Here is a 19,489-nt window from a genome sequence, read left to right on the forward strand (position 1 = left end):
GCCGTCGGCCATACCACGCCGTCGCGGATGACGCGCGCCTTGGCGTTGCGTGTGATCGTGCCCGAGCGGACGATGACACCGGCGATGTTGCCGAACTTCGAGGAGCGGAACACCTCGCGGATCTCGGCGACACCCGACTGCACCTCTTCGAACTCCGGCTTGAGCAGGCCCTTGAGCGACTGCTCGACGTCGTCGATCGCGTTGTAGATGACGGAGTAGAACCGCACGTCCACACCCTCGCGGGCGGCACGCTCGCGGGCCTTGGTGTCGGGGCGGACGTTGAAGCCGATCACGATCGCGTTGTCGATCGTGGCCAGGTTGATGTCCGACTCCGTGATCGCACCCACACCGCGGTGGATGATGCGCAGCTGGACACTGTCGTCGACCTCGATCTTGAGCAGCGACTCCTCGAGCGCCTCGACGGCACCCGACACGTCACCCTTGATGATGAGGTTGAGCGACTCGACCTTGCCCTCTTCGAGAGCGCGGGTGAAGTCCTCGAGCGAAATGCGCTTGCGGGCCTTGGCCAGCTGGGCGTTGCGCTCGGCGGCTTCGCGCTTCTCGGCGATCTGGCGCGCGGTGCGGTCTTCCTCGGTGACGATGAAGACGTCGCCGGCGCGCGGGACCGAGTTGAGACCCTGCACCTGCACCGGACGCGAGGGGTAAGCCTCTTCGACCGCGTCGCCGTTCTCGTCGATCATCGCGCGGACACGGCCGTAGGCGGTACCCGCGACGATCGCGTCGCCGACGCGCAGCGTTCCGGACTGGATGAGCACCGTGGCCACCGAACCGCGGCCCTTGTCGAGCTTCGCTTCGATCGCGACACCGCGCGCCGCCTTGTTCGGGTTCGCCGTCAGGTCGAGACCGGCGTCGGCGGTCAGCAGCACGGCGTCCAGGAGCTCCTGGATGTTCGTGCCCTGACGGGCCGACACGTCGACGAACATGACGTCGCCGCCGTACTCCTCGGCGACCAGACCGTACTCGGTGAGCTGCTGGCGCACCTTGGCGGGGTTGGCATCCGGCTTGTCGACCTTGTTGACCGCGACCACGATCGGCACGTTCGCCGCCTGGGCGTGGTTGAGGGCCTCGACCGTCTGGGGCATGATGCCGTCGTCGGCCGCGACCACGAGGATCGCGATGTCGGTCACCTGCGCACCACGGGCACGCATGGCGGTGAACGCCTCGTGACCCGGGGTGTCGATGAAGGTGATGGCGCGCTCGATGCCCTCGTGCTCGGTCCAGACCTGGTACGCACCGATGTGCTGCGTGATGCCGCCGGCCTCGCCCGCCACGACGTTCGTCTGGCGGATGGCGTCGAGCAGTCGCGTCTTACCGTGGTCGACGTGGCCCATGACGGTGACCACGGGAGGACGGATCTCGAGGTCGTCCTCGCTCTCGGCCTCCAGTTCCGCGTCGAGGTCGAGACCGAAGCCCTCGAGGAGCTCTTTGTCCTCGTCCTCGGGCGAGACCATCTGGATCTTGTAGCCGAGTTCGGCGCCGAGCACCTCGAACGTGGCCTCGTCGAGCGACTCGGTCGCGGTGGCCATCTCGCCCAGGTTGAACAGGATGGTCACGAGCGTGCCGGGCTGAACGGTGTACCCGCGCAGGGCCTCGAGCTTGTCGGCGAAGTCGGCGATCGACGCGCCGCGACGCAGGCGGATGATCTCGCCGTTGCCCTTCGAGACGTTGACGCCGCCGACGACCGGCGCCGACCGCATCTCGAATTCCTGCCGCTTCGCCCGACGCGACTTGCGCTGCTTGGACTTGCCGCCGCCCTTACCGAAGGCACCCGCGGTACCACCGCCGGGACCGCGGCCACGGCCGCCACCACCACCGGGACGGCCGGCGAAACCGCCGCCACCCGGGGCGCCGGGGGCGCCACCGGGGCGCTGGAAGCCGCCACCGGCACCGCCGGGACGACCGGGGCCGCCGGGACGCTGCTGGAACGGAGCGCCGGGACGACCGCCGCCACCGGGACGACCGGCACCACCCGGGCGCGGAGCGCCGGGACGGGGGGCACCGGGACGCGGAGCCTGCGGGCGGGGGATGTTGCCGGGGGTCGGGCGCTGGCCCATGCCCTGCGCGGACGCGAAGGGGTTGTTACCCGGACGCGGGCCGGCGGGACGCTGACCCATGCCCTGCGACGAGGCGAAGGGGTTGTTGCCGGGGCGTGCGCCACCCGGACGCGGGGGCGCGCTCGGGCCGGGCTTCGGGCCCCCGGGCTTGGGCGCCTGCGACGCGGGGGTCTGCGCCGCGGGAGCCGACGGAGCCGGAGCCGACGAGGCGGGCTTGGCCGGAGCCGCGGGGGTGGACGCCGCCGGAGCAGCCGTCGCCGGGGTGGATGCCGCGGGCGCGGCCGGAGCCGGAGCGCTCTGGGGTGCCGCCGGACGAGCCGGGCCGGGCGTGGGGCCGGACGGACGGGCACCGGGCGTCGCCGCGGGGCGAGCCGGGCCGGGACGGGCGCCGGGGCGCGCCGCAGCGGCGGCGGGCTTGGCATCCGAGGATCCCGACGCACCTTCCGCCGCGAAGGCAGCGCGGAGCTTACGGGCCACCGGGGGTTCGATGGTCGATGAGGGGCTCTTGACGAATTCGCCGAGCTCCTTGAGCTTCGCAAGCGCGACCTTGCTGTCGACGCCGAGCTCGGAAGCGATCTCGTGCACGCGTGGTTTTGCCACAATTCTCCTGTCTGAGGGCCTACCCCGGACAGGGCAGACCGTTAGTTGCGGACGGGTCTCATTTCGAGCCGTTCACTTCGTGTCCATAGCCGTTCAGCCGTTTCGCTGGAGGGTTGATTCGAAGGTCTGCGTGTCAAGCGGGCCTGACACACGCAATGCTCGTACGAAGGCGCGGCGCGCGAGAGCTTTCCCGACGCACGCGTCCGTCTCGTGCACCCACGCACCCCGTCCCGGCAGGATCGCCCGCTCGTCTCTGACGAGGACCGACCCCTCCGCGACCACGCGCAGAAGCGATGATCGGGGGGCACGTGCGCGGCATCCGACGCACGTTCGTACAGGTTCCATGGTACACCTCGCCGTCGCCCGGACGACGGACGCTCAGTTGTCTTCGAGGATGCTGTCGGGCTGGATGTCGATCTTCGCGCCGGTCAGCTTGGCCGCCAGACGAGCGTTCTGACCTTCCTTGCCGATCGCCAGGGACAGCTGGTAGTCGGGCACCAGCGCGCGGACGGCCTTGGTGGTGGCATCCAGGACGAAGCTCGAGGTCACCTTCGCCGGCGACAGCGCGTTCGCGACGAACTTCGGCAGGTCGGCGTCGTAGTCGATGATGTCGATCTTCTCGCCGGCCAGCTCCTCGGTCACGGCGCGCACGCGGCGGCCGAGCTCGCCGATGCAAGCACCCTTGGCGTTGACGGTCGGGTCGTTGGCCTTCACGGCCATCTTCGTGCGGTGCCCGGCCTCGCGGGCGAGCGAGACGATCTCGACGAGGCCCGCCGCGATCTCGGGCACCTCGAGGGCGAAGAGCTTGCGGACCAGGCCCGGGTGCGTGCGCGACACGGTGATCTGCGGACCCTTGTTGCCCTTGGCGACCGACGTCACGTAGACGCGCAGGCGCGAACCGTGCGCGTACGTCTCGCCCGGAACCTGCTCCTCGGGAGGGAGGATCGCCTCGACGGTCCCGAGATCGACGTGCACCATGCGCGGGTTCGGACCCTGCTGCACGACGCCGGCGACGATGTCGCCTTCCTTGCCCTTGAACTCGCCCAGCACGGCGTCGTCGGCGATGTCGCGCAGACGCTGGCTGATGACCTGCTTCGCGGCGAACGCGGCGATGCGGCCGAAGTCGTCGGGCGCCTGCTCCTCCTCGCCGATCACGGCACCCTCGTCGTCGAGGACGGGCGTGAAGATGCCGACGTGACCGGTCTTGCGGTCGAGCTCGGCGCGTGCGCCGGCCGGGATCTCGCCGCTGGGCGAGATGTGCTTGGCGTAGGCGGTGAGGATCGCCTGCTCGATGATCCGCGCGAGTTCGTCGAAGGGGATCTCCTTCTCGCGTTCGATCGTCTTCAGAAGTGCGAGATCGATGTCCACAAGACCCTCCGTATTCAGCTCTCGTCGGCACGAACGGCGCCGACAACCCTCCTACGATACCCGGACGCCGACTCCCCCGCGACCTTCCCGCGCATGCCGTGTCGGCCCGCCGCGGACACAACTCCTGCATATCGAGCCGTTCACCGGCTCGAGCCCGGTGGGGGCCACGCTCCGCAGGAGTTGTGCGCCGTGCGCGGCTCACCGTGACCGCGTGACCAGTCGGAACGACGGATGCCACGACCCGGGGGCCGTGGCATCCGCTGCTCAGTTGACCGGGGTGGCGTGCCAGATGCGGTCGAGGTAGTCGCGCATCGCCCGGTCGGAGGAGAAGAAGCCGCTGCGCGCGACGTTGAGGATCGCCGACCGCACCCAGGCGTCCTTGTCGGCGTAGGCGAGGTCGACCCGCTCCTGCGCGTCGATGTACGAGCCGAAGTCGGCGAGCGCCATGAAGCGGTCGTCGTACAGGAGGTTCGAGATGAGGGGCTCGAACACCGTGCGGTCGCCGCCGGAGAACGCCCCCGCGGCGATCAGGTCGATCGCCCGGCGGAGGCGCTCGTCCTCGTGGTAGAAGTCCGCGGGTCGGTAGCCCTCGGCCCACAGCGCCTCGACCTCGGGCTCGCTCATGCCGAACAGGAAGAAGTTGTCGTCGCCGACGAGCTGGCGGATCTCGACGTTCGCACCGTCGTCCGTGCCGATCGTGAGCGCACCGTTCAGCGCGAGCTTCATGTTGCCCGTGCCGGACGCCTCCTTGCCCGCGAGCGAGATCTGCTCGGACAGGTCGGCGGCCGGGATGATGCTCTCCGCGAGCGTCACGTTGTAGTTCGCGGGGTACAGCACCTTCAGGCGTCCCTGGACGCGCGGGTCGGTGTTGACGACCTCGCCGACGGCGTTGATGAGGTGGATGATGTGCTTCGCCATCGCGTACCCGGGGGCGGCCTTGGCACCGAAGAGGAACGTGCGCGGCTGGACGTCCTCGACCGGGACGCGGCCCGAGACGATGCCGTCGTAGGCACTGACGATGTGCAGGACCTTGAGCGTCTGGCGCTTGTACTCGTGCAGGCGCTTGATCATGACGTCGAGCAGGTGGTCGTCGTCGAGCGTCGAGCCGTCGCGGGCTTCCAGGACCCGGCTGAGGCGTCGTTTGTTCGCCGCCTTGACCGCGGCGAAGCGCTCGCAGAACTCGGGGTCGTCGGCGAACGCCTCGAGACCGCGCAGACGCTCGAGGTCGACCGTCCACCCGGCGCCGAGCGTCTCGGTGATGAGCTCCGACAGGTCGGGGTTCGCCAGCCGCAGGAAGCGGCGCGGGGTCACACCGTTGGTGACGTTGGTGAACTTCTCGGGCCACATGCGCGCGAAGTCCTTCAGCACGTTGTCGCGCAGGAGCTGCGAGTGCAGCTCGGCGACGCCGTTGACCTTCGACCCCGCGACCGTGGCGAGGTAGGCCATCCGCACCGAACGGAACGGGTGCTCGCCGATGATCGACATGTCGCGGATGAGCATCTCGTCGTCGCCGAAGCGGTCGCGCACCTCGAGGAGGAACTCGTCGTTGATGCGGTAGATGATCTCCAGGTGGCGCGGGAGCAGACGCCCCAGCAGGTCGACCGACCACACCTCGAGCGCTTCCGGCAGCAGCGTGTGGCACGTGTACGCGAAGCACTTCTGCGTGATCGCCCACGCGGCATCCCATTCCAGGTGCTTCTCGTCGATCAGCACGCGCATGAGCTCGGGCACGCCGATCACGGGGTGGGTGTCGTTGAGCTGGAAGATGACGCGATCGGGCAGCTTCTCGAGGTCGAAACCCTCGGGGAGGACGTTCTCGACGAAGTCGGCGATGGATGCCGCGACGAAGAAGTACTGCTGCTGAAGACGCAGCTCCTTGCCCTGGGGGGTGGAGTCCTCGGGGTAGAGGACCTTGGAGATGTTCTCGGCGAACGTCTGCGCGCGGACCGACTCGACGTAGTCGCCCGAGTTGAAGGTGTGGAGGTCGAAGGCGTTGGTGGCCACCGCGCGCCACAGGCGGAGGGTGTTGACGCGGCCGTTGTGGTAGCCGGGCACCATCATGTTGTACGGCACCGCGAGCACGTTCCAGTCGGGTACCCAGCGGGTGCGCTCCACGCCCTCGTCGTCGTACGTCTCGGTGCGGCCGCCGAACGAGATGGTCTGCGCGGCCTCGGGGTGCGGGAAGTCCCACGGCGAGCCGAGACGGAGCCACGCGTCGGGCTGCTCGACCTGCTGGCCGTCGGCGAAGGCCTGACGGAAGATGCCGTACTCGTAGCGGATGCCGTACCCGATGGTCGGGATGCTCATCGTCGCGAGCGAGTCGATGAAGCACGCGGCCAGACGGCCGAGACCGCCGTTGCCGAGTCCGGGCTCGATCTCGAGCGCGCGGAGCTCGTCGATGTCGATGCCGCACTGCGCGAGGGCCTCGGTCGCGATGTCGGTCAGGCGCGCGGCGAGGAGGTTGTTGTCGAGCTGGCGCCCGAGCAGGTACTCGGCCGAGAGGTAGCAGACCGTCTTCGACTGCTGACGGCTCTGCTGCGCCTGATCATCGAGCCAGCGGGCCATCAGATAGTCGCGGACGGTCCCCGCCAGCGCCAGGTAGCGGTCGTTGTCGTCGGATGTCGACAGCGCCACGCCCTGGTCGAAATTGAGGTTCTGCAGGAAGCGGCGGACGAAGCCGTCGACCGACGCCGGAGGCGCCGCCACGGGAGCGAGAGCGAGCGGGTGAGTCGGGCGGAGCTCGGACGCGGAGGAAGAGTTCTCGGGCACGGTTCGACCGTAATCAGAACCGCCCGCGTGCGCCAAGAGGCAACGGGATCGACACAGGATCTTCACCCCGCCGCCGCATGTCGGGGCTCGCTCGCGGAAGATGCGACGGACGCGCCGCGCAAACGGTTTGCCGCCCCGACGGGCGACGCGTACGGTGCCCCCGTGCCCTCCCCCGCCCGCGCCGCCGCCCGTGACGCCGAGGCGAACCCCGCCTTCCGCTTCGCCGCCCGCGCGGGGTATGCCGCGAACGGCATCCTCCATCTCCTCATCGGCGGGCTGGTGATCGCGGTCGGGGCCGGTGCCGTCCAGGACACCGACCAGACCGGCGCGTTCCGGGCGCTCGCGGCGGTACCCCTCGGCGCCGTCGCGCTGTGGGCGCTGGCCGCGGGGCTCGTCGCGCTCGGCGCCTGGCACCTGCTGCAGGCCGTCGCCCCGCGCGGGCTCTCCGGACCGCGGCGACTGGCGCGCATCGCCGCCGAGGCACCCCAGGGCGTCGTCTTCCTTGCGGTGGGCGTGGTCTCGGCATCCGTCGCTCTCGGTGCCCGCCCGCACGCGGAGCAGGCGACGGAGGGCCTCAGCGCGGGCGTGCTCACCCTCCCGATCGGCGGCTTGGTGCTCGGAGCCGTCGGCGTCGCGGTGGCCGCGGTGGGTCTCGGTTTCGCGTGGATGGGCGTGCGCCGGTCGTTCCGCTCGAAGGTGCGGATCCCGGCCGGCGCGCGCGGCGTCGCGGTGACCGTGCTCGGCGTGGTGGGCTTCCTCGCCGAGGGCGTGGCGCTCGTGATCGTCGGCGTGCTGCTGGTCGTGGCCGCGATCAGCGTCGAGCCCGACACCGCGGGCGGCCTCGACGGTGCGGTGTCGGCCGTGATCGCGCTCCCCGCCGGTCCCTTCGTGGCAGCGCTCGTCGGCGCCGGGTTCCTCGCCTACGGACTGTTCACGATCCTCCGGGCCAGGTACGCGCGGCTCGACGTCTGAGCCTCAGTCGAGGTCGGGGTTCCGTCCGGTCCGCTCGCCCGTGTCGAGCGTCGCGATCCGCGCGTGGTCGTCGGCATCGAGCGTGAAGTCGAACACGTCGCCGTTCTCGCGGAGGCGATCGAGCGACACCGACTTCGGGAACACGACGAGCCCGCGGTCGAGGTGCCACCGGATCACGACCTGCGCCGGCGTCTTGCCGTACCGCGCCGCGATCTCGGCGAGCACCGGCGCGTCGAGCAGCCCGCCCCGGGCCAGGGGCGCCCATGACTCGGTGACGATCCCGTGCTGCGTGTTCCACTCGACCAACTCGCGCTGCGGGAACCGGGGGTGCAGCTCCACCTGGTCGACCACGGGGAGCACGCCGGTCTCGTCGCGGAGCCGCTCGATGTGCACGGGCGAGAAGTTGCTGACCCCGATCGAGGTGACGCGGTCCTCCTCCTGCAGACGCACCAGGGCGCGCCAGGTGTCCAGGTAGCGGTCGGCGCTGGGGATGGGCCAGTGGATGAGGTAGAGATCGACCCGGTCGAGCCCGAGCCGTTCGGCGCTCGCATCGAACGCGCGGAGCGTCTCGTCGAACCCCTGGTCGTCGTTCCACACCTTCGTCGTCACGAAGACGTCCTCGCGCGCGAGACCCGACGCCCGGAGGCCCTCGCCGACCTCGCGCTCGTTGCCGTACAGCGCGGCCGTATCCACGTGCCGGTACCCCGCGGCGAGCGCACCGGCGACCAGATCGGCGGTGACCTCGGCGGGCACCTTGTACGTCCCGACACCGAGCTGCGGAATGGAGGAGCCGTCGGACAGGGGCACGCGGGGCGCTGCGATCATGGCATCCACGCTATCCGCCGTCGGCCCGCGACGGCTCCGCGGGCCCCGGTCGAGCGCTCGCACGGGTCCCGGCGAGCCGCAGACCGCGAGACTGCATCCGCGTGACATCTCCACTGCAGCCTGCAGTGCAGATGTCGGCCCGATGCAGTCTCGCGGAAGAAACCGCGGCCGCGTCAGCCCTGCAGGCGCGCGAGCGCCTCGGCGACGGGGAGCGTGTCGCGCTCGCCCGTCCGGCGGTCCCACAGCTCGACCTCTCCGTCGGCGGCACCGCGGCCCACGATGAGGATGCGCGGGATGCCGACGAGCTCGGCGTCGCCGAACTTCACACCCGGCGAGACCTTGGGGCGGTCGTCGTAGAGGACGTCGAAACCGGCGGCCTCGAGCTGTTCGGACACGGATGCCGCGAGGTCGAATGCGACCGCGTCGCGGCCGGTCGCGACCACGTGCACGTCGAACGGAGCGACCGAGGGAGGCCAGATAAGACCCTTCTCGTCGTTGTTGAGCTCGGCGATGATCGCGAGGATGCGCGTCACGCCGATGCCGTACGAGCCCATCGTGACCGTCGCGAGCTTGCCGTTCTCGTCGAGCACCTTGAGACCCAGGGCTTCGGCGTACTTGCGACCGAGCTGGAACACGTGCCCGATCTCCATGCCGCGCGCCAGCTCCACGGGGCCCGAGCCGTCGGGGGCGGGGTCGCCGGCGCGCACGGTCGCGGCCTCGACGAATCCGTCGCCCACGAAGTCGCGGCCCGCGACGAGCGAGTGCACGTGCTTCTGGTCGATGTTGGCACCGGTGATCCACGCGGTCCCGTCGACGACCCGCGGGTCGAGCAGGTACCGGATGCCGGTCGCCGACTCCTCGCCGAGCACGGGCCCCGTGGCCGACCAGGGTCCGATGTAGCCCTTCACGAGAAGGGGGTTCTTCTCGAAGTCGGCCTCGGTGGCGGCCTCGACCTCGGCCGGCGCGAACGCCACCTCGACGCGCTTGTCGTCGATGTCGCGGTCGCCGGGGATGCCGACGACGACGATCTCGCGCGTGCCGTCGAGGTGCGTGAGCGCGAGCACGACGTTCTTCAGCGTGTGCGCGGCCGTCCACTCGGCGGCGTCCGCCGTGGCAGGGCCCGCGATGCCGGGCGCCGGTGCGTCGAGGTGCGCGTTGACGTGGTCGACGAGCGTCGCGATCGTGGGGGTGTTCGGCGAGTCGAAGATCACCGGCTCGGGCTGCCCCTCGATGGGGAGAGCGTCGGGCACCTCGGTCGTGAACGCCTCGACGTTGGCCGCATACCCGCCCTGGGACCGCACGAACGTGTCTTCACCGATGGGCGTCGGGTGCAGGAACTCCTCCGACTTCGATCCGCCCATCGCGCCGGCGTCCGCCGCGACGATGACGTACTCGAGCCCGAGGCGCTGGAAGATGCGCTCGTACGCGTCGCGCTGCGCCTGGTACGAGGCATCCAGTCCCGCGTCGGTCGCGTCGAACGAGTACGCGTCCTTCATCGTGAACTCGCGACCGCGCAGGAGACCCGCGCGGGGCCGTGCCTCATCGCGGTACTTGTCCTGGATCTGGTAGATCGTCAGCGGCAGATCCTTGTACGACGAGTACAGGTCCTTCACCAGGAGCGTGAACATCTCCTCGTGCGTGGGGGCGAGGAGGTAATCGGCGCCCTTGCGGTCCTGCAGGCGGAACAACGCGTCGCCGTACTCCTCCCAGCGGCCGGTGACCTCGTAGGGCTCACGGGGCAGCAGCGCCGGGAAGTGCACCTCGAAGGCTCCGGCGTTGGCCATCTCCTCGCGCACGACCGTCTCGATCTTGGCCTTGACCCTCAGCCCCAGCGGGAGCCACGCGAAGATACCCGGGGCGTTGCGACGGATGTAGCCGGCGCGCACGAGCAGACGGTGACTCGTGACCTCGGCATCCGAGGGATCTTCGCGAAGCGTGCGGAGGAAGTAGTTCGAGAGACGGGTGACCACGATCATCGAGTCTAGAACGGTGGATGCCACGGGCCGACGCTCCCGCCCGCGACGGCGACGTGCCGAGCGGCTCATGCCACCCGGAGCCGCGGCCTCGTGACGAACGGCCGCTCAGCCGTACACGCGCTCAGCGATGGCCGATGCGATCTCGGAGCCGACCGTCATCCGATCGGCGGGGGCGACGATCTCGGGCAGCGAGAACCGGATCCACGTTCCGTCGACGAGGAGGTCGATGTGACAGACCTCCACCCCCGTGTTCACCCCGCACGAGAACACGGCCCGATCCGATCCACGCGCCCGCTCGAACGGCACGGCGTCTCCCGTCGCCCCTACATCGAACGCCCACTCACCGCCGGGCAGCCAGACGAATGACATGCCCGCGGGATCCTCGAACGAGCTGATCGGATCAGTGCTGTCCGCGAAGCACGGCGGCGCCTCCCATTGGCCGAACAGCATCCAGTACTCCAGGCTCCACCCGCCGCGTCCCCCGGACTTGATCTCCATACCGCCGTTGCCGAGGATCGCACTCAGCCGGTCGGCCCGCAGGAAAGTGGTGCAGTCCCCCGTGAGGGGTGTCGTCCCCGTCGGCGGGACCCAGCTCGACGGCCCCGGCGGGGACGCGAGCACGAGGTCGCGCATCTCGCCCCACGCGGCGTTCACCGCGGACCTCGCAGCGTCAGGCGGCTGCCCGTCGTAGTCACCGTCCACCCAGATGAAGGTTCCGGCCACCAGTTCGCACGGCGGGTACGCCGGATCGCACGTGCCACTGGTAAAGGAATTGCGGTCCTCGATCACACCCTGCCCGTCGGCGACGACCGCGACGGTGAGGTTGGTCCCCCCGATCTCACCGAACTCGCAATAGACGTCCCCAGCCTGCGCGAAGGCGTACTGCGCCGGACCAGGAATCATGAAGTTTCCCCGCGGCCGGGGAAGTGCGAGGGCCGTCTCCGGTACCTCCCCGCCGAAGAAGCCGCGGACCGTCCGCGCGACGTCATCGCACCCGAAGGAGAAGCGCGATGCCGGCTGAGTGACAACGTGCGGGGGCGGTGTCGGCATCGCACTTGGCGTGGGTGTCGGTGTCGGTGTCGGGACCACCGGTTCGGTGGTCGCCGTCGGTGAGGGCGTGTTCGCGATCTGCGGCGCCGACAGCGTCGACGTCGCCACCACACCGCCCGCGATCGCCGCCACCAGCACCGCCGCGACCGATCCCGCGATCCACGCGTTCCGATGCGCACCCACCGGCTTGATATCCCGCGCACCACCGAGAATGCGAGAGCGCATCGCCGCGCGCTCACTCGGAGTCAGCTCATCGTTCATGCTCGTGCCCCTTCCAGGGACGAAAGATCCTCACGCAGCCGCGCCTTCGCCCGCGCCAACCGCGACTTCACCGTCCCCGCCGGAACCCCCAGCGCCTGAGCGACCTCCCGCTCCGAATACCCCTCCAGCACCGACAGCACCACCACCGACTGCTCCCGCTCCGGCAGACGCTTCAACGCCGCCAGCACCCCGCTGTCGTCCTGATCGTGCGCCACCGGCACCGCCACGGGCGCCCGATCCAGCAACGCCCGATACCGCCGCCCCGACCGCTCCAGATTCCGCGCACAATGCGCCACCGTGTTCAACAACCACGGCAACGGCGACCCATCCACCACACGCACCGACGCACGCTTACGCCACAACTCGAAGAACGCCACCGTCACGGCATCCTTCGCATCCTCCCGATGCGTCAACAACCGCGACGCATGCCGGAACAACCGCCCCTCATACCGATCGAACAACCCCGCGAGCGCAAGCTCATCCCCCAGGCGCACCCGGGCCCACAGCCCGGCGTCGTCATCTTCCACACCCTGTAGTGTCCGCGACACACGGATCGGTTCCCGCCCACCCGGCCGATTCGATAACGAAACGACAACGGCCACCGACCCGCCGCGCGCCCTAGGGTGAGGGCATGCGCCCCCGCTGGATCGCTCTCCTGAGCGCCTCTGCCGCCGTCCTGGTCGGCGTGATGACGTGGGTGGCGATCGGCGCCGGAGTGAGTGTCGGAACCGCGCTCGGCGGGCTCGGGCGGGAACGCACCGAAGCCTCGCCCGAATTCGCCGCGACCGACGTCTTCTCGGTCTCGGCCGACGGCACCCTCACCCCGCGTCCGGACGGCCGCTCGAGCCGGGTCTGGAGCGAACTCCTCCGCGTGACGACGCCGGAGTTCGCGGCATCCATGATCACGGAATACCAGACCGGGGACGACCCCGACAGCGACACCCTCGCGTACGTGGCGAGCGCCGACGACCCGACGAAATGGGTGTTCGCGGCGAATCTCGCGTACGACGGCGACCGCGATCTGCTGATGGTGACGCTCATCCACGAGTACGCGCACATGCTGAGCCTCGGCGCGGACGACACCGACCCGTCGGCCGTCGAGTGCGACACGGAATGGGCGGGAGCAGGGTGCCTCCTCCCCGACTCCGACCTCCAGCGCTTCGCCGACCGCTTCTGGGCCGGGTACACGGACGCCCCCGCGCGCGACAACGTCGACGCCGATACGGCGTGGGACTTCTACCAGGCGCACGAAGAGGACTTCGTGAGCGACTACGCGGCGACCAACGTCTCCGAGGACTTCGCGGAGACGTTCGCCACCTACGTGGTGGAGCCGGACGTGGATGCCACCGACTCGGTCGTCGCGCGAAAGTTCGCGTTCTTCGACGCGCTGCCGGAGTACGCCTCCGCGCGCGATCGCATCCGGGCGGAATTCGACCTCGATTGGAGGACCGGATAGTGACGACGATCGTCCTCACGGGCTTCGAGCCTTTCGCCGGTGATGCGACCAACCCCTCCGGCGACGCCGTGCGCCTGCTCGCCGAGCGGTGGGCCGGCCCCGAAACGCTCGTCTCGGAGGTGCTGCCGGTCGAGTTCGCCGGGGCTTCGGCGCGTCTGCGCGCGCTGATCCGCGAGCACTCCCCCGATGTCGTGCTGGCCGTCGGCCTCGCGGGCGGTCGAACGGGCCTCACACCCGAGCGGGTCGCCATCAACCTCGCGGACGCGCGGATCCCCGACAACACGGGAGACCAGCCGCTCGACCGACCGAGCGTGGCCGACGCGCCCGCCGCGTACTTCGCCACGCTCCCCGTCAAGGCGATGACCGCTGCGATCGCCGCGGCGGGTGTCCCGGCATCCCTCTCGCACTCCGCCGGCACGTTCGTGTGCAACCACGTGATGTTCACGGCCCTGCACGCGACGGCCGGTGCCGACGACATCCGGGCCGGGTTCCTCCACGTGCCCTACGCGAGCGAGGACGCCCCCGACGGGGTGAGTTCACTGCCCCTCGACGACATCGTCCGCGGGCTGGCGGCCGCCCTCCGGACCGCGATCGACGTGCGCGAGGACACCCCGCTCCCCGGCGGCACGCTCCACTGAGCGCGGCTCAGATCGCGCGCCGCCGCCCCGCGTGCAGGACGGTCCGCACCACGAGCCCGGCGAGCAGCGCCCAGAAGGCCGCGCTGACCCCGGCCACCGCGACGCCCGACGCCGCGACGAGGAACGTCACCACGGCGGGAATCCGCTCGCCCGGATCGTCGATCGCCTGCTGGATCGCCGACCCGAACGCGGCGAAGAGCGCCACGCCCGCGACGGCGGGGATCACGCCCGCAGGGGCGAGCAGCACGAGAACGGCGAACGCCGAGGACAGCGCGGCGAGCACGAGGTACGACGTACCGGTCGAGATGCTCGCGAGCCACCGGCGCCGCGGATCGGGGTGCGAGTCGGGCCCGGCCGCGATCGCGGCACTGATCGCTCCGAGGTTGATGGCGTGCGCACCGGCGGTGGCCCCCAGCGCGGAACCGAGACCCGTGACGATCATCGCCGGGCGCCACGGGACGGTGTATCCGAGGCTCCGCATCACGGCGACCCCGGGGACGTTCTGCGACGCCATCGTCACCACGAACAGCGGGATGCCGATGCCGACCACCGAACCGAACGTGAGGGTGGGCATGACGAACTCGACGCGGGGAACGAGGGTCGCCGGGTCCACCTGCGCGCCCGACCGGACGATCCCGATCACGATCACGACCGTGGCGGCCACGAACGCGAGCGGAACGGCCCACCGCGGCAGGAGCCGCGCGGCGACCAGCCACACGACGAGCACGGGCGCGACGCCCCACGGATCCGAGAGCAGGCCGGTGAACGGCGCCACGCACAGCGGCAGCAGCACGCCCGCCAGCATCGCCTGCGCGATCGACGGCGGGATGCGGGCGATGAGCGCACCGAGCGGCGGGAAGAACCCGGCGAGCAGGATCAGGGCCGCCGAGACCAGGAACCCGCCGACGACCGCCGGCCATCCGCCGTCCACCGCGCCGGTGGCGGCGAGCAGTGCGACACCGGGCGTGGACCACGCGATCGTGATCGGCATCCGGTAGCGGGCGCCGACGAAGAGACATCCGAGCCCCACGACGACGCACAGGGCCAGGAGCCCGCTGGCGGCCTGATCGGCGGTCGCGCCGACGCCCCGGAGCCCCGTGAGGACGACGGCGAAGGTGCTCGTGAAGCCCACGAGCGCGGTCACCACCCCGGCGATGAGCGGACGGGACGCGGGCGCGTCGGAGGCGAGCGAAGCAGTCATACGGCTTCCGACGCTATCGGGTCGCGCGCGCGGCGGATGCGGGCCACCGCCGGACGGGTGGCCTCGTCAGGCCGTGATGACCTGCGCGGTGCCGGGAGCGGCGTTCGGGCCCATCTCGTCGGCGAGGCGGTTGGCCTCTTCGATGAGCGTCTGGACGATGTCCGCCTCGGGCACGGTCTTGATGACCTGACCCTTGACGAAGATTTGGCCCTTGCCGTTACCGGACGCGACACCGAGGTCGGCCTCGCGGGCCTCACCCGGACCGTTGACGACGCAGCCCATGACGGCCACTCGGAGCGGCACGGTCATGTCCTTCAGACCCTCGGTGACGTTGTCGGCGAGGGTGTAGACGTCGACCTGCGCGCGACCGCACGAGGGGCACGAGACGATCTCGAGCTTGCGCTCACGGAGGTTCAGCGACTGCAGGATCTGGTGACCCACCTTGACCTCTTCGGCCGGCGGCGCCGAGAGCGAGACGCGGATCGTGTCGCCGATGCCTTCGGAGAGCAAGATGCCGAAGGCCGTCGCGCTCTTGATCGTGCCCTGGAACGCGGGACCCGCTTCGGTGACGCCGAGGTGGAGGGGCCAGTCACCGCGCTCGGCAAGCAGACGGTAGGCCTTCACCATGACGATCGGGTCGTTGTGCTTGACCGAGATCTTGAAGTCGTGGAAGTCGTGCTCCTCGAACAGCGACGCCTCCCACACGGCGCTCTCGACGAGCGCCTCGGGCGTGGCCTTGCCGTACTTCTCCAGCAGACGCCGGTCGAGCGAGCCCGCGTTGACGCCGATGCGCAGCGAGACGCCCGCGTCCTTCGCGGCCTTGGCGATCGCGCCGACCTGATCGTCGAACTTGCGGATGTTGCCGGGGTTCACGCGCACCGCACCGCATCCGGCGTCGATCGCCTGGAACACGTACTTGGGCTGGAAGTGGATGTCCGCGATGACCGGGATCTGGCTCTTCTTGGCGATGATGTGCAGCACGTCCGCGTCGTCCTGCGACGGGACGGCCACGCGCACGATCTCGCAGCCGGATGCCGTGAGCTCGGCGATCTGCTGCAGCGTGGCGTTGATGTTGGTCGTCGGCGTCGTGGTCATCGACTGGACGCTGACGGGAGCGTCACCGCCGACGAGGACCTTGCCGACCTTGATCTGGCGGGTCTTGCGACGAGGAGCGAGGACCTCCGGCACGCGGGGCATCCCGATGTTCACTGCAGGCACGCCCTCAGCCTACGCCGCCGCACCCGGGCGGGGGCTGAGGGCCGCTCTGTGATAAGTTCGGCGCCATGCGCGCGTATACCGGCTGGTGGCCCACCGTCTAGGCGGTGAGCACGCGTGCGACAGACCGCCCTCCCTCGGGATCGGGGCGGTCTTCGTGTTTCCGGCGGCCGCTCCGGACCCTCGATCACTGACGGAAGTACTTCGATGACCGGGCCCGACCCCTCCTCCTTGATCCACGACCTCCTCGCGAGCGACGCGCCCTTCGCGCTGATCGCCCGCGACGACGCGACGGTCGAGGTGCTCACCGGCACCGTCGTCGACGTCGAACTGCTGGCCGACATCCCGCTCGTCGGCGCCGACGGCGCACCCCGCGAGGTCCTCGCGCTGGTGCCGTTCCGACAGGTGCGCGAGCGCGGGTTCGTCTGCCACGACGACGGCGCCCCGCTGCGCTGCCTCGTGATCGAGCAACGGATGCCACTCCCCCGAGCCGAGGTCATGGCATCCCTCCCCTCCGCCCCCGTCGCCCTGCAGGACGCCGGGTTCGACATCGACGACGAGGCGTACGCCGACATCGTGCGCCGGGTGATCGCGGACGAGATCGGCCGCGGCGAGGGAGCGAACTTCGTCATCCGCCGCGACTTCGTCGCCGGAGTCGACGCCGACCCGCGCGTGGCCGCGTTGACGTGGTTCCGCGCGCTCCTCGAGCACGAGAAGGGCGCGTACTGGACGTTCGCGGTCGTGACGCCCGGTCACGTCGCGGTGGGCGCGAGCCCGGAGGCGCACGTGAGCGCCCGCGACGGCATCGTGACGATGAACCCCATCTCGGGGACGTTCCGACACCCGCAGGGCGGAGCCACGGCGGAGACCCTCGCGGAGTTCCTCCGGTCGACCAAGGAGACCGAGGAGCTCTTCATGGTCGTCGACGAGGAGCTCAAGATGATGAGCGCCGTCTGCAGCGACGGCGGCCGCATCACGGGTCCGCATCTCAAGGAGATGTCGCGCCTCACGCACACCGAGTACATGCTGCGCGGTCGGAGCACGCTCGACCCGCGCGACATCCTGCGCGAGACGATGTTCGCGCCCACCGTGACCGGCTCCCCCATGCAGAACGCGTGCACGGTGATCGCCCGCCACGAGACGACCCCGCGCGGGTACTACTCCGGCGTCGCCGCCCTGTTCACGCCGAACGGGGCGACCGAGGGCCCCACGCACGACCTCGACGCCCCGATCCTCATCCGCACCGCCTACCTCGTCGACGGCCGCCTGCGCGTGCCGGTCGGGGCGACGCTGGTGCGTCACTCCGACCCGTACGGCGAGGTCGGCGAGACGCACGGCAAGGCCGCCGGGGTTCTCGGCGCGATCGGCGCGATCCCCCGCGACGTGCCGGCTCTCCCGGCCGACGCGGACCCCGACGCCCCGGTGGCCGAGCGCCGCCCGCTCGCCGAGGATCCCGCGATCGCCGACCTGCTGGCCTCCCGCAACGAGCGACTGGCGCCGTTCTGGATGAACCCGCAGGATCCCGACGGCACCGGCCCCTTCGCGGGCCGCACGGCCCTCGTCGTGGATGCCGAGGACCGCTTCACCACGATGCTCGCGCACCAGTTGCGCCACCTGGGCCTGGATGCCCGGATCGTGCACTGGTCCGAGGCGACCGACGCCGACGTGGACGCCGCCGACCTCGTCGTCGCGGGTCCCGGACCCGGCGATCCGCGCGACGACGCCAGCCCCCGGATCGCCGCGATGCGCGGGGTCGTCGCCCGGCGCCGCGACGCGAAGGCTCCGCTCCTCGCCGTGTGCCTGAGCCACCAGATCCTCGCCGATCAGGTGGGACTCGACCTGGCGCCTCTCGCGCAGCCGCACCAGGGCCTGCAGAAGAGCGTCGACGTGTTCGGCGAGCCCGCGTCCATCGGGTTCTACAACACCTTCACCGCGCGACTCCCCGAGACGCGGCCCGAGGGCGTCGAGATCGCGGCGGACGCCGACACCGGCGACGTGTACGCCCTCCGCGGCGAGCGCTTCTCGAGCGTGCAGGGGCACCTCGAGTCGATCCTGTCGCGCGACGGCATGCGCACCCTCGAGCGTCTGATCGCCGCCGCGCTCTGATCGGCTGGTGCACAACTCCTGCTGATCCGGTTGCGCCCGGCCCGAAGCCGTGCGGAACGAGGCCCGCGCAGGAGTTGTGCCGCCGCTACAGCAGCTGGATCGGGTTGAACACGTCGGCGAGGAACAGGATGCCACCCATCCCGACGAGCAGGATGACCACGACGAACGTCACGGGCACGAGCTTGGTGGCATCCACCGGCCGGGCGACCTGGCCGCGGACGCGCGCGAACCAGCGCTTGAGGCCGTCCCACAGGGCGACCACGACGTGCCCGCCGTCCAGCGGCAGGAGCGGGATGAGGTTGAAGACGAACAGGGCGATGTTCAGCGACGCGAGAAGCGCGATGATCGCCTGCACCCGCGAGAGGATCGGGGCGTCGACCGCGGCGAACTCGCCCGCGAGGCGCCCGGCGCCCACGACGCTGAGCGGCCCGTTGGGGTCGCGCGGCTGACCGGTGAACAGGTCCACCGCCGTGTTGTAGACGCGCACGGGCAGCTGGGACATGATCTGCGCGACCTGCCCGACCTGCTGGACCGTGGCCGCAGGTCCCGCCCAGATGGGCTGGGGCACGAGCGCCGACTGCGGGCTGAGGCCCGCGAAGCCGACGGTCTGGTACTCGGGCGAGCCCGCGGCATCCAGGACGGGATGTCCGGTGGCATCGGTCACGGCCCGGTTCGACGTCGCTGGCGTGACGGTCACGGTCTGCTGAGCGCCGTCACGCTCGATGACGACGGGCAGCGCCTGGCCGGGCGAGCGCTGGATGATCGCGGCCATGTCGTCGAACGTCGACACCGGGGTGCCGTCGACCGACAGGATGACGTCACCGGGAAGGATGCCGGCGGCCGCCGCCCGGGCGACCGGGTCGGCCGAGGTGCAATCCGTGCGGTTGTCGCTCGCGGGGATGACGCACTGGGATACCGAGGCGATGTTGGTGGTGCCCGTCGTGACGCCGATCGCGCTCACGGCGATCGCCGACAGC

Annotated in this window: 15 protein-coding genes; 4 read left to right on the forward strand and 11 right to left on the reverse strand. The window is 70.5% G+C overall.

The window, feature by feature from the left end:
* The 4 genes from infB to I5G_RS14355 all read right to left on the reverse strand — a co-directional run.
* Window positions 1-2,675: translation initiation factor IF-2 (gene infB, locus I5G_RS14345; RefSeq protein ID WP_187288854.1), on the reverse strand; the 2,675-nt coding region annotated here is incomplete at its 3' end.
* Between the two features lie 93 nt (window positions 2,676-2,768).
* Entirely contained in the window at window positions 2,769-3,020 is a 252-nt protein-coding gene (locus I5G_RS24815) for a YlxR family protein (RefSeq protein WP_082822921.1), read from the reverse strand.
* A 33-nt stretch (window positions 3,021-3,053) separates the two neighbouring features.
* Window positions 3,054-4,043 (reverse strand): transcription termination factor NusA, encoded by a 990-nt coding sequence (gene nusA / locus I5G_RS14350; RefSeq protein WP_022879672.1) that lies wholly within the window; start codon window positions 4,041-4,043, stop codon window positions 3,054-3,056.
* 264 nt (window positions 4,044-4,307) lie between these two features.
* On the reverse strand, window positions 4,308-6,812 hold the full coding sequence (locus I5G_RS14355; protein ID WP_022879673.1) for a glycogen/starch/alpha-glucan phosphorylase: 2,505 nt from the start codon (window positions 6,810-6,812) through the stop codon (window positions 4,308-4,310).
* 162 nt (window positions 6,813-6,974) lie between these two features.
* On the opposite strand from I5G_RS14355, the gene I5G_RS14360 reads away from it, so the two are divergent.
* Window positions 6,975-7,784, forward strand: coding sequence for a DUF1206 domain-containing protein (locus I5G_RS14360; protein WP_022879674.1), 810 nt, complete (start codon window positions 6,975-6,977; stop codon window positions 7,782-7,784).
* Between the two features lie 3 nt (window positions 7,785-7,787).
* Here the strand turns inward: I5G_RS14360 and I5G_RS14365 are convergent, their stop codons facing one another.
* The 4 genes from I5G_RS14365 to I5G_RS14380 all read right to left on the reverse strand — a co-directional run bounded on the left by I5G_RS14365 (window position 7,788) and on the right by I5G_RS14380 (window position 12,423).
* On the reverse strand, window positions 7,788-8,609 hold the full coding sequence (locus tag I5G_RS14365) for an aldo/keto reductase (protein ID WP_022879675.1): 822 nt from the start codon (window positions 8,607-8,609) through the stop codon (window positions 7,788-7,790).
* Between the two features lie 173 nt (window positions 8,610-8,782).
* Window positions 8,783-10,579 carry a proline--tRNA ligase gene (locus I5G_RS14370; RefSeq protein ID WP_026095945.1) on the reverse strand — a complete coding sequence of 599 codons (1,797 nt, stop codon included), beginning with the start codon at window positions 10,577-10,579 and terminating at the stop codon, window positions 8,783-8,785.
* 111 nt (window positions 10,580-10,690) lie between these two features.
* Window positions 10,691-11,896, reverse strand: coding sequence for a hypothetical protein (locus I5G_RS22680; RefSeq protein ID WP_022879677.1), 1,206 nt, complete (start codon window positions 11,894-11,896; stop codon window positions 10,691-10,693).
* Window positions 11,893-12,423, reverse strand: a complete 531-nt coding sequence (locus I5G_RS14380; protein ID WP_022879678.1) for an RNA polymerase sigma factor — start codon at window positions 12,421-12,423, stop codon at window positions 11,893-11,895. The genes I5G_RS22680 and I5G_RS14380 overlap by 4 nt, the downstream gene beginning before the upstream one ends.
* Window positions 12,424-12,527: 104 nt before the next feature.
* Between I5G_RS14380 and I5G_RS25955 the strand changes: the two genes are divergently transcribed.
* The gene (locus I5G_RS25955; RefSeq protein ID WP_022879679.1) at window positions 12,528-13,352 is read left to right on the forward strand and encodes a hypothetical protein; all 825 of its coding nucleotides are present in this window, start codon (window positions 12,528-12,530) and stop codon (window positions 13,350-13,352) included.
* A complete protein-coding gene (gene pcp, locus I5G_RS14390) occupies window positions 13,352-13,990 on the forward strand; it encodes a pyroglutamyl-peptidase I (protein ID WP_022879680.1) in 639 nt (212 codons plus the stop codon). Before I5G_RS25955 ends, pcp begins: the two co-directional genes overlap by 1 nt.
* Window positions 13,991-13,997: 7 nt before the next feature.
* On the opposite strand, the gene I5G_RS14395 is transcribed toward pcp, so the two are convergent.
* The gene (locus I5G_RS14395; RefSeq protein WP_022879681.1) at window positions 13,998-15,191 is read right to left on the reverse strand and encodes a benzoate/H(+) symporter BenE family transporter; all 1,194 of its coding nucleotides are present in this window, start codon (window positions 15,189-15,191) and stop codon (window positions 13,998-14,000) included.
* Window positions 15,192-15,257: 66 nt separating this feature from the next.
* Entirely contained in the window at window positions 15,258-16,409 is a 1,152-nt protein-coding gene (gene ispG / locus I5G_RS14400; RefSeq protein ID WP_187288855.1) for a flavodoxin-dependent (E)-4-hydroxy-3-methylbut-2-enyl-diphosphate synthase, read from the reverse strand.
* 204 nt (window positions 16,410-16,613) lie between these two features.
* Here ispG and I5G_RS14405 point away from each other — a divergent pair, with 204 nt between their 5' ends.
* Window positions 16,614-18,512, forward strand: coding sequence for an anthranilate synthase family protein (locus I5G_RS14405; protein WP_022879683.1), 1,899 nt, complete (start codon window positions 16,614-16,616; stop codon window positions 18,510-18,512).
* An 85-nt stretch (window positions 18,513-18,597) separates the two neighbouring features.
* On the opposite strand, the gene I5G_RS14410 is transcribed toward I5G_RS14405, so the two are convergent.
* The coding region (locus I5G_RS14410) for a M50 family metallopeptidase (RefSeq protein WP_026095949.1) at window positions 18,598-19,489 on the reverse strand (892 nt) is incomplete at its 5' end.

Origin of the sequence: Microbacterium sp. B19 (assembly GCF_000333395.1) — a bacterium.
Lineage (GTDB): Bacteria > Actinomycetota > Actinomycetes > Actinomycetales > Microbacteriaceae > Microbacterium.